Annotated in this window: 6 protein-coding genes; 1 reads left to right on the top strand and 5 read right to left on the bottom strand. The window is 73.6% G+C overall.

From position 1 onward, the window contains the following. Window positions 1–259: 259 nt before the first annotated feature. The 3 genes from hisF to WMJ97_RS12390 all read right to left on the bottom strand — a co-directional run bounded on the left by hisF (window position 260) and on the right by WMJ97_RS12390 (window position 4,416). Window positions 260–1,021 (bottom strand): imidazole glycerol phosphate synthase subunit HisF, encoded by a 762-nt coding sequence (gene hisF / locus WMJ97_RS12400; RefSeq protein WP_347349311.1) that lies wholly within the window; start codon window positions 1,019–1,021, stop codon window positions 260–262. An 80-nt stretch (window positions 1,022–1,101) separates the two neighbouring features. After that, the gene (locus WMJ97_RS12395; RefSeq protein WP_347349310.1) at window positions 1,102–1,965 is read right to left on the bottom strand and encodes an NAD(P)-dependent oxidoreductase; all 864 of its coding nucleotides are present in this window, start codon (window positions 1,963–1,965) and stop codon (window positions 1,102–1,104) included. A 27-nt stretch (window positions 1,966–1,992) separates the two neighbouring features. Next, a complete protein-coding gene (locus WMJ97_RS12390) occupies window positions 1,993–4,416 on the bottom strand; it encodes a hypothetical protein (RefSeq protein ID WP_347349309.1) in 2,424 nt (807 codons plus the stop codon). 268 nt (window positions 4,417–4,684) lie between these two features. Here WMJ97_RS12390 and WMJ97_RS12385 point away from each other — a divergent pair, with 268 nt between their 5' ends. Then, complete coding sequence (locus tag WMJ97_RS12385; protein WP_347349308.1) at window positions 4,685–6,625, top strand: solute carrier family 23 protein; 1,941 nt, start codon at window positions 4,685–4,687, stop codon at window positions 6,623–6,625. 106 nt (window positions 6,626–6,731) lie between these two features. Here the strand turns inward: WMJ97_RS12385 and WMJ97_RS12380 are convergent, their stop codons facing one another. After that, window positions 6,732–7,058, bottom strand: a complete 327-nt coding sequence (locus WMJ97_RS12380; RefSeq protein WP_347349307.1) for a putative quinol monooxygenase — start codon at window positions 7,056–7,058, stop codon at window positions 6,732–6,734. Between the two features lie 37 nt (window positions 7,059–7,095). Continuing rightward, a complete protein-coding gene (locus WMJ97_RS12375) occupies window positions 7,096–9,894 on the bottom strand; it encodes a DEAD/DEAH box helicase (protein ID WP_347349306.1) in 2,799 nt (932 codons plus the stop codon). Window positions 9,895–10,367 lie beyond the last annotated feature (473 nt).

Here is a 10,367-nt window from a genome sequence, read left to right as displayed (position 1 = left end):
CCTGTCGACGCTGAGCGGGGATCGAGAGGAAGACCCTCATCGAGTGGGTCCGAATCGACTGGACGCCGCCGGCGCGGGCGTGGGCGTCCGGGAACACGCACCCCCGCCCAAGTCGGCGGGCCATGGATCCACGTGGCGATCGAGGGGTGGGGCCCGTCCGGGGAGAACTCGTGCGGACGGCCGCACCCACCGCCCTCCAAGCGGGTCAACTGTGTGACGTTCTCCACACCAGAGGGTGGAGAACGTCAGGTAGAAACGCTCAGCGGACGGGGAAATCCGCCGCGCGAAGGGCGTCCTTGACGTCGGAGATCCGGAGCGTCCCGTAGTGGAACACCGACGCCGCGAGCACGGCGTCGGCTCCGGCGCGGGCGGCGTCCACGAAATGGTCCACGGTGCCGGCCCCGCCGGACGCGATCAGGGGGACGTCCACGACCTTCCGGACGTCCTCGATCATCTGCAGGTCGAACCCGGCGGTCGTGCCGTCGGCGTCCATGGAGTTGAGCAGCACCTCGCCGGCGCCGCGGTCGACGGCCTCCCGCACCCACTCGATGGCGTCCAGCCCGGCGGACTGCCGGCCCCCGTGCGTGGTGACCCCGTAGCCGGAGGGGTGCCCGGGCTCGCGGCGGGCGTCCAGGCTGAGGACGCACACCTGGTCGCCGAACCGGTTCGTGATCTCGTCGATCGCCTCCGGACGCCGGATCGCCCCCGTGTTGATGCCGACCTTGTCGGCGCCGGTGCGCAGCAGACGGTCGACGTCCTCGACCCCCCGGACGCCGCCGCCCACGCACAGCGGGATGAACACCGTCTCCGCGGTGCGCGTCACGACCTCATAGGTCGTCTCGCGGCCCTGCACCGACGCCGAGATGTCCAGGAACGTCAGCTCGTCGGCGCCCTCCTCGCCGTAGGCGCGCGCGAGATCAACCGGGTCGCCGGCGTCGCGCAGGTTCACGAAGTTCACGCCCTTCACGACCCGGCCGTCGGTCACGTCGAGGCACGGGATGACTCGGATCGCCACGCTCATGGACGCCACCCTACCGACGGCTCCTGAGGACGCCGCCCGCGTCCAGCTCGGGGGCGCGGCCGACGCAGCGCCCCCAGCGCTCAGGACCGCGCCGACGACTCCCCCAGGGCCGGCTTCGTGATGACCGAGATGTCGTACTCGCCCTCGCCGGCGTCCTGGGCGCGCTGGAACGACTCCAACGCCGCGGTCGTCGCCGGCAGCGGGTCGGGCGTCGAGCGGAGCATGAGCCGGATGTCCTTGGCCAGGGCGTTCGCCGTGAACGCCGCCTCGTCGAAGCTGCCCTCGGCGATCTTGGCCTTCTTCATCGTCGCGCCGAAGGCCAGCCCCGTGGAGTCGAGCAGCTCCAGCACCCGCTCGGGCGCCAGCCCCTGCCCGCGGCCCAGCCGCAGCGCCTCGACGAGGCCCTGCATCGACAGCGCGAGCGCCAGGTTGGCGAGCAGCTTCGCGGTCGCGGCCTGCGCCGCGGTGTCGACCTGGTGCAGGCGCGCCGGGTCGGCCCACGGCCGGACGATCTCCTCGGCCTCGTCGCGCGCAGCGGCGTCCGTGCCGCCCACGTAGACGCCGAGCTTGCCGGCGCGGGCCGGCGCGATCGTGCCGACGACCGGCGTGTGCACATAGCGGACGCCCTTGTCGGACGCCCACGCCGCGAATTCGTCGGCGTCTGCGGGCGAGACGGTGGTCGAGTCGATCCACAGGACGCCCGCCGGCAGCGCCGACGGGCCGGTGATCACCTCGCGGACCGTCTCCGGCCCGAACAGCGACGTGACGACGACCTCGACCCCGGCGACGGCGTCCGCGACCGACGTCGCGACGCGCGCGCCGGCGTCCTGCACGCGCGCGGTGCGCTCAGGCGTGCGGTTCCAGACGACCACGTCGTGGCTCTTCAGCAGGTGGAGGGCCAGTTCGGTGCCCATGCGTCCGGTTCCCAAGAATGCGATCGTCATGGACGCCAGCTTAAGCCCGCGCTCCCGTCATCGGAGCGGCACATGGACGACCGTCGACCGGCCGTCGGACGCCGAGCTCGTGCGCACCAGCACGTCCACCCCGTCGCCCGCGGGCGTCAGGTCCGCGGCGCTCATGCGCCAGGGCGCACCCGTCGGCACCGCGAGCGCCGGGGCGTCCACGGGGTGCCACGAGCTCCCGTCGGCCGACGTGAGCAGCATCAGGCCCCGCCCGGGCTCGGTGCCCACCAGGGCGACGATCCGTCCGCGGGCGACGACGAGCTTGACCCGGTCCGGGCTGTCGTCAGGCCCAAGAGGCGCCTCGCGCCAGGTCTTGCCGGCGTCCGTTGAGGTCCATGCGTGCGTGCGGAGGTTTCGGCCGATCATCGCCCGGCCGGCCGCGACGATCGTCGTGCCGAGCACGGCCACCTCGTGCGCGCCGGCCTCCGACGCCCGCCCGAGCGGGAGCGGCACGAGCCGCCACGTCGCCTTGTCGGACGACAGCCACGCCGCCGGTCTGTAGAGCCCCCTCTCGGTGACGGACCCGACCGCGACGAGCCCGGCGCCCAAGCCGGCGACGCTCAGCATGGTCCGGGACGTGCCGGCCAGCCCGTCCAGGTCGGTGAGCGCGTCCGACTTTCCGTAGCCGTCGCCGCGCCGGAACACCCGCTGGTGCCGCCCGGCCTGCCAGTGGACACCGTCGGCGCTGGTCGCCACGAGGGCCGACGCGCGGACGTCCCCGTTGCCGGACCGCTCCCCCACGACCACCCAGCGATCGCCGGCCCACGCGGCGCCGTGGATGTCCGAGAAGCGGTAGAGGCCCGTCGTCGAGAACGTGTCGGGGCCGCTGACGGCGGTCGTACCGCCCCGCTGCAGCCATGTCTGCGCGTACTCGCTGCCGCCCACGTCCCGGCGGCCGAACAGCAGCACCTCGTCGCCGTGCGCGACCCCGCCGCTCACGGACTCCCGGTCACTGTCCGCGACCAGGCTCGGCGGCCCGAAGCCGGCATCGGACGCGGCTGCACCGGAGGCGTCATGGCGCGGTCGCGCCCAGACGACGGAGGCGCCCTGGGCGGCGCCGGCCACCCGGACGCCCGCGGCGTCCCGGACGAACCGGAGGCCCTCGACCACGGGCGCCCCCTCGGCGGGGACGGCGAGCGGGACGGACTCGAGCCCGGCTCCGCCCGCCGAAAGCAGCCAGGCCTCGGGCCGGCCGTGGCCGTCCGCTTGCCGGACGTCCGCGGCCGCGACGACGGCGTCGCCGGCGGACACGGCGTCCATGATCGTGGCGGGCCCGCTCGCCGGACGCCCGATCGTGCTCCACCCCGGGCCCTCGCGCCGCACGACGCGCGTTTCGCTGCCCTGGGCGCTATCGACGTTGGCGAGGACGACGTCGGCGCGCGGCGTCCGGACGATCTGGGCGCCGGTGGCGCTCCCGCCGGCCATCGTCAACTCGGGGGCCAGCGCCCAGGACGCCCCGTCGCGCGACGTCAGCGCCGCCACCTCGTAGTCGTCGCGGTAGAACGTGCCGACCGCGGCGAACCCGGAGCCGGAACCCTCGACGTCGGTGAGGGTGAAGGAGAACTCGCCGTCCTCCGGCGTCGGGACGCCGGCGGGCTTCCACGTCGCCCCGGCATCCGTCGAGCGAAACACGACCGGCTCACGCACGCGGTCGGCCTGGTCGTCGGCGCGGTCGCGGCCACCCACGGCGACGAGCGTGCGGCCCCGGGCGGCGACGGCGGAGAACCATCCGCCGGCCGGGATCGACCGTCCGGTGAAGCGGAGGCCGTCGGTGCTGGTCCAAGCGGCGGGATGCCCGGCACCGTCGGAGCCCGCGGTGCTGCCGACGAGGACGATCCCGTCGGCAGTCGCGACCCCGGCGACCACCGAGGCCTGCGGGTCGACGCCCTGGATCGCCCGGCGCTCCCACACCCGTCCGTCTGTGCTCGTCCAGGTGTGCCGGGCGTCCGTGGTGCGGCCGTAGTCGAACCAGACCGCCCCCGAGCCGCCGCTCGCCGGCCGGCCGAGCAGGATGCCTGAGCGGTCGTCCGACGGCGTCGCGGCCGCGCGGGCGACGTCGCTGAGGCGTCCATCGGACCAGGTGCGCCCTCCGTCGCTCGACACGCGGTACGCGGGCTCGGCGACGTTGCCGTCGCGCGTCGCGGACGCGACAACGTTCGGGCCGACGGCGGCCAGCCGCAGCGTCGAATCGCGGACCCCCGGCCCGCGGCCCGCCAGCGACGCGAACGCCGACGGCGGCAGAGCGTGACCCGCAGGCCCGGACGCCGGGGCGCCGGCCCCCGAGCCCGTGGGCGTCCCGGCGGTGCAGCCAGCCAGGATCAGCGCGACCGCGACCGCCCAGATCGACAGAGCCTTGGCGCGATGGGGCGCCGACGCTGGGCGGGGTCGCGCCGAGTGGGAGCGGGCAGGTCGCGGAGGGGTGGCTCGGGTCATACCGGCGAACCTACGGCGGGGGCACCCGGGGAATCGATGGGGAGTTCTCCCCAATTCGCCGTCCGCCGTGTTCCCTCGCTGACCGCCGCGCCCGCATCGGGGCGTCGCTGGTCGCCCGCGGACGTTCCCGCGGGAACGTCCTGGACCATCCGGCGACGTCGAGCGTCGGGTGGATAGGGTGTGCCCCGGCCGGGCACCCCGGCCGGGGCGCCCGAGGGCGTCCGGTTTGACGAAAACCGCAGGAGATCCCCAGAAGGGTTCGGTTGGCATGTCCGCTTCGAGCGCGCCGCAGCGCGTGATCCATCCCGTCGACCAGGTGCCCCCGGCGCCGAGACTCGCCGTCCTCGGCGTCCAGCACGTGCTCGCGTTCTACGCGGGCGCGGTGATCGTGCCGATCGTGATCGGCGGGGCGCTGCACCTCTCGACGGCCGAGCTGGTCCACCTCATCAACGCCGACCTGTTCACGTGCGGGATCGCGACGATCCTCCAGTCGGTCGGCTTCTGGCGCGTGGGCGTCCGGCTTCCGCTGGTGCAGGGCGTGACGTTCACGGCCGTCAGCCCCATCATCGCGATCGGGCTCGCCAACGGCGGCGGCACCGCCGGGCTGCTGGAGGTCTACGGCTCGATCATCGTCGCCGGGCTCGTCACGTTCGTCGCGGCCCCCTACTTCAGCAAGCTGCTGCGGTTCTTCCCGCCCGTCGTGACCGGCACGCTCCTCACGATCATGGGGACGACCCTGCTCAGCGTCTCCGCCGGCGACATCGTGCGCGGCGCGAGCGGCGACACGGCGTCCGGTGGGGAACTGTCGCGCAACCTCGCCTACGCGCTCGCCACGCTCGCGCTGATCGTGCTGATCCAGCGGTTCTTCAAGGGCTTCATGGCGACCATCGCCGTCCTCATCGGCCTGGTCGCCGGCACGCTCGTCGCGCTCGTGCTCGGCGACGCCTCGTTCTCGCAGGTCGGGGACGCCTCCTGGGTCGGGCTGACCACGCCGTTCTTCTTCGGGCTGCCGCAGTTCGGGGTGGCGTCCATCATCTCCATGCTGGTCGTCATGGCGATCACCGCCGTCGAGACGACCGGGGACGTCTTCGCGACGGGCGAGGTCGTCGGCAAACGGATCCGCCCGGGGCACGTCGCCGCCGCCCTGCGCGCCGACGGGCTGTCGACGATGCTGGGCGGCATCTTCAACAGCTTCCCGTACACGGGCTTCGCGCAGAACGTCGGCCTCGTGCGCCTCACGCGCGTGAAGAGCCGCTGGGTCGTCGCCATGGCGGGCTGCATCATGATCGTGCTCGGCCTGATCCCGAAGGCGGGCGCGGTGGTCGCCGCGATCCCCGGTCCGGTGCTGGGCGGCGCGTCGCTCGCCATGTTCGCGAACGTGGCCGTCGTCGGGCTGCAGACCCTCGCGAAGGCCGACATGCACGACAACGCGAACGTCGTCATCGTCTCGACATCGCTGGCGCTGGCCATGCTCGTGACGCTGCAGCCCGGCATCGCGGACGCCGTGCCGGCCTGGGCGTCCATCCTGTTCGGCTCGGGCGTCACGATCGGCTCGCTGACCGCGATCATCCTGAACATCGTGTTCCACCATCTCGGACGCCGCTCCGGCCCCGACGTCGCGCTCGCCGGCGAGCGCTCCGTGAGCCTGGACGAGGTCAACCGCATGGACCAGGCCCAGTTCGTGGACGCCTTCCGCGGCCTCTACGTCGGCGAGACCTGGCCGGTGGAGGAGGCCTGGCGGAGGCGTCCGTTCGCCTCGGCCGCCGACCTGCGCGCCGCGTTTCAGGAGGCGATCCTGGCCGGCACGCCCGACCAGCAGCGCGCCCTCATCCGGTCCTACACCGACATCTCCGACCTGCTGCTCGGCGACAGCCGCGGCCGCAGCGACGAGGAGACCCGCGCCATCGCCGAGACCGGCTCGCTCGCCCTCTCCCGCATGGACGACGCCGACCGTTCCGCCTTGTCGGAGGCCGCGTCGGCTTACCGCGAGAAGTTCGGCCAGCCGCTCGTCGTGGCGATCACGAACCAGACGACGCTGCCGCAGGTGCTCGCCGACGCCTGGCGGCGGGTCGAGTCCTCACCCGGGCGCGAGCATCACAAGGCCGTCGGCGAGGTCGCGAACATCGCCGACCGCCGCTTCGACACCCTCGTCGCGGACGCCAACCCCATCCGCTCCGCCTGGGCGCGCAAGTTCGAATCGCTCGACTGAGCGCGGCGTCCGGGCGCGGCCCCGGCGCCGCTCGGGCGAAACCACGGACGCCCGGGGCGTTCCCGCGGGAACGCCCCGGGCGTCCGGAGTCGTGGGGGCCGACGGGTCAGTCGTCCATCTGGATCTCGCCCAGTTCGCTCCAGCCGTCGCCGGGCGTCTCGACGCTGACGATCTGCGGACGCCGCGCCGCATACTCGCCCTGGGTCGCCATCGCCTTCTTGAAGTGCTCGCTCTCGACGTGCGCCTTGCCGGCGGCGGCATCCGCGTAGGCCTCGGTGCCGAGGTAGACGTTCGGGTCGTCGACGCTGCGCGCCCATTCGAACCAGAGGCAGCCCGGCTCGGCGCGGCAGGCCTGCGTGAACTCGCTGACCAACTGCGGGAACTGGTCCGCGTACTGCGGCTTGACATGCCATTTCAGGATGATCGCGATCATGCGCCCATCCCATCACGCCCCGGACGCCGCGCGCACCTCAGTCGGCCTCGGGGGCCGCGTCCACCACCCCGCGCCGGAGGAGGTCGATCGCCTCGCGGGCGGTCGTCCGGACGACGCCGGGGCCGGCGGCGTCCGCGAGCTGCCCCGCGAGGTCGATGACCTGCCGCGTCCACCGGACGAAGTCGCCGGCGGTCAGCTCGGACTCCTCCAGCACCTCGGCCAGCGACAGCCCGGACGCCCACGCGAAGACCGGCTCGGCGAAGCCGATGTCGGGGTCGCGGTGCCGCTCGAGGCGCTGGTCGCGCTCGAGCAGGCCGACGTCCCGCCAGACCGTCCGCAGCGCGGACTGGGCGATCTCGGTCGAGCGGTTCGGCATGCGCGCCGGACGCCGCGACTCCCCGCCGCGGCCCTCGTAGATCAGCGTCGAGATGACGGCGGCGAACTCGGGCGCGGTCAGCTCGTCGAACAGCCCGGCCCGGACGCACTCGGCCGCCACGAGGTCGAGCTCGCAGTAGATGCGGCTCAGGGTGCGTCCGGCGTCGGTGACCGTCTCGCCGCCCTCGGTGAGGTAGCCGAGCGACTCCAGCACCGTGCAGATGCGGTCGAACCGGACGGCGATCGTGTTCGTCCGCTTCTCCGACTGCCGGCGCAGCGCCTCGCTATCCCGCTCCAGCTTCAGCGCCTGCTCGGCGAACCGGGCGTGCGCCTCGCGGTCGGGGCAGTCGTGGCACGGGTGGGCGCGCATCTGCTCGCGGAGTTGCTCGACCTGGGCGGCGATCTCGGCGTCCATGGGCGCCGGGCGGTAGCGGTCGGGGGACGCCTCCACCTCGGCCAGCCGCGACCGGAACGCGGCGAACAGGTTGCGGCGGGCGGCGGGCTCGCGCGGGTTGAAGTGCTTGGGGATCCGCATGCGTCCGGCGACGGGCGGCGGCGTCGGGAAGTCGTGGAGCGCCAGCCGCTTGAGCTGCTTCTCGTGGGTCATCAGCAGCGGGCGCGGCCCTTCGCGCAGGTTGCCGAGGCCGGGGTCGACGACGACCGCCCAGCCCTCGTGGCGTCCGGCGGGCACGTGGACGATGTCGCCGGGGTGCAGCCCCGTGAGCACGTCGAGGGTCTCCTGCCGGCGATCGGCCTTGCGGGAGCGGGCAGCGTCGGCCTCGAGGCGTCCGATCTGCTCGCGGAGGCCGGCGTACTCGCGGAAGTCGCCGCGATCGCAGGACGCCTTCGCCCACAGCTCCTCGGCGCGGCGCTCGTTGCGCGCGACGCCGCGGGCCAGCCCCACGACCGAGCGGTCGGACTGGTACTGGGCGAACGACTGCTCCAGCAGCGTCCGCGCGTGCTCGCGGCCCACCGTGCCGACCAGGTTGACGGCCATGTTGTAGGTCGGCGAGAACGACGAGCGCAGCGGGTACGTGCGCCGGGACGCCAGCCCCGCGACCTGCCGCGGATCCATCGTGCGTTGCCACAGCACGATCGCGTGCCCCTCGACGTCGATGCCGCGGCGTCCGGCACGGCCGGTGAGCTGCGTGTACTCGCCCGGCGTGATGTCGGCATGGGTCTCGCCGTTGTACTTGACCAGCTTCTCCAGCACGACGCTCCGCGCGGGCATGTTGATGCCGAGCGCGAGCGTCTCGGTGGCGAAGACGACCTTGACCAGCCCGCGGACGAACGCCTCCTCCACGCACTCCTTGAACGCCGGCAGCAGCCCGGCATGGTGGGCGGCGATGCCCCGCCGGAACGCCTCCAGGAACGACCGGTAGCCCAGCGCGTCGAGGTCGTCCGGACGCAGCACCGACCCGCAGTGCCGCTCCGCGATCTCGTCGAGCTGCGCCCGCTCGTGGCCCGTGGTGAGCCGCAGCCCCGACGTCATGAGCTGCCCGACGGCCGCGTCGCAGCCCTGACGGCTGAAGATGAAGTAGATCGCGGGCAGCAGGCCGGCGCGTTCGAGCAGCTCGATCGTCGCGTCCCGCCGGGGGATCAACTTCGGACGCCCCCGGTCGCCGTCCCGGCGTCCCGCGTTGCGCTCGATGCGGTCGCGGGCGCGCCGTCCGCGGGCGGCCCGCGAGTCGTCGCGGACGAACCTCGCCTCCTCCTTCGCCAGCCGCAGCAGCTCGGGGTTCACATCGGCGGACGCCCCCGGCTGCGGCAGCGCGGTGGGGGCGGTCTCGGCGAACAGGTCGTACAGCCGGCGTCCGGCGACCACGTGCTGATACAGCGGCACCGGACGCCGCTCGGAGACCACGATCGCCATCTCGCCGCGGACCTCGGCGAGCCAGTCGCCGAACTCCTCCGCGTTGGAGACGGTCGCCGACAGCGCGACCACCTGCACCGACTCGGCGAGGCCGATGATGACCTCCTCCCACACGGCGCCGCGGAACCGGTCGGCGAGGTAGTGCACCTCGTCCATCACCACGAAGCCGAGGTTGCCGAGCGTGCGCGACCCGGCGTAGATCATGTTGCGCAGCACCTCGGTCGTCATGACGACGATCGGGGCCTCGCCGTTCAGGGACGTGTCGCCCGTGAGCAGGCCGACCTGATCGGCCCCGTAACGGGCGACGAGGTCGTGGTACTTCTGGTTCGACAGCGCCTTGATCGGGGTCGTGTAGAACGCTTTCCGCCCTTGTCGCAGCGCCAGGAACACCGCGAACTCCCCCGGCACCGTCTTGCCGGCACCCGTCGGCGCCGCCACCAGGACGCCCGACCCCGCCTCGATATGCGCACACGCCGCGACCTGGTATGAGTCGAGGGCGAAGTCGTAGCCGCGCGCGAATTCGTCGAACAGCGGGCCCGGACGCGGCGGCTCGGTCGTGGCGGTCTCGGTCTCCACTGGCGTCTCCACACCCCCAACGTACCGGCCCGCCCTGAGGCGTCCGGAATGCTCGCCGGACGAGGGTGTCTGGTACCCGGCCAGCACCCGACCCAGGCCCCGTGCGGACGCCCCGCGCCCCGTGCGGACGCCCCGTCCCCACGCCCCACGCGGACACCCCGCCGCGTGCCACGCGCCCCGGACGCGAACGGGTGCCCCGCTCCCCTCACGAAGACACCCCACTCCGTGCCGATGCCTCGCACCCCGTGCGGACGCCCCGCTCCCCGCCCCGCACGCGAACGGGTGCGCACGCGATCCGGGGGTTGCCAGTGAGAACGGTGTCATGAGCGATCCAGTGCGCACTGGTGTGCGAGGCGCGCCGGGGATGCCCCGCCGACGGCACGAGGCCCGCCCCGAGCTGGACCACCACCCCACGCGCCGGTGCCGTCCGGAGACTCGGCCGCGGCCGTCCTGCCGATCGGCGTCGGGGACCTGTCTCCCCACCT

The sequence above is a fragment of the Nigerium sp. genome (genome assembly GCF_039811905.1).
Lineage (GTDB): Bacteria > Actinomycetota > Actinomycetes > Propionibacteriales > Propionibacteriaceae > Propioniciclava.
The sequence above is the reverse complement of the archived record's forward strand: the minus strand, read 5'-3'. Positions and strand labels throughout refer to the sequence as shown.

Excerpts from the sequence above, each read along its gene's own strand:
- WMJ97_RS12395 (WP_347349310.1), bottom strand. The coding sequence starts at position 1,965 with ATGACGATCGCATTCTTGGGAACCGGACGCATGGGCACCGAACTGGCC.
- WMJ97_RS12380 (WP_347349307.1), bottom strand. The coding sequence starts at position 7,058 with ATGATCGCGATCATCCTGAAATGGCATGTCAAGCCGCAGTACGCGGAC.
- WMJ97_RS12390 (WP_347349309.1), bottom strand. The coding sequence starts at position 4,416 with ATGACCCGAGCCACCCCTCCGCGACCTGCCCGCTCCCACTCGGCGCGA.
- hisF (WP_347349311.1), bottom strand. The coding sequence starts at position 1,021 with ATGAGCGTGGCGATCCGAGTCATCCCGTGCCTCGACGTGACCGACGGC.
- WMJ97_RS12385 (WP_347349308.1), top strand. The coding sequence starts at position 4,685 with ATGTCCGCTTCGAGCGCGCCGCAGCGCGTGATCCATCCCGTCGACCAG.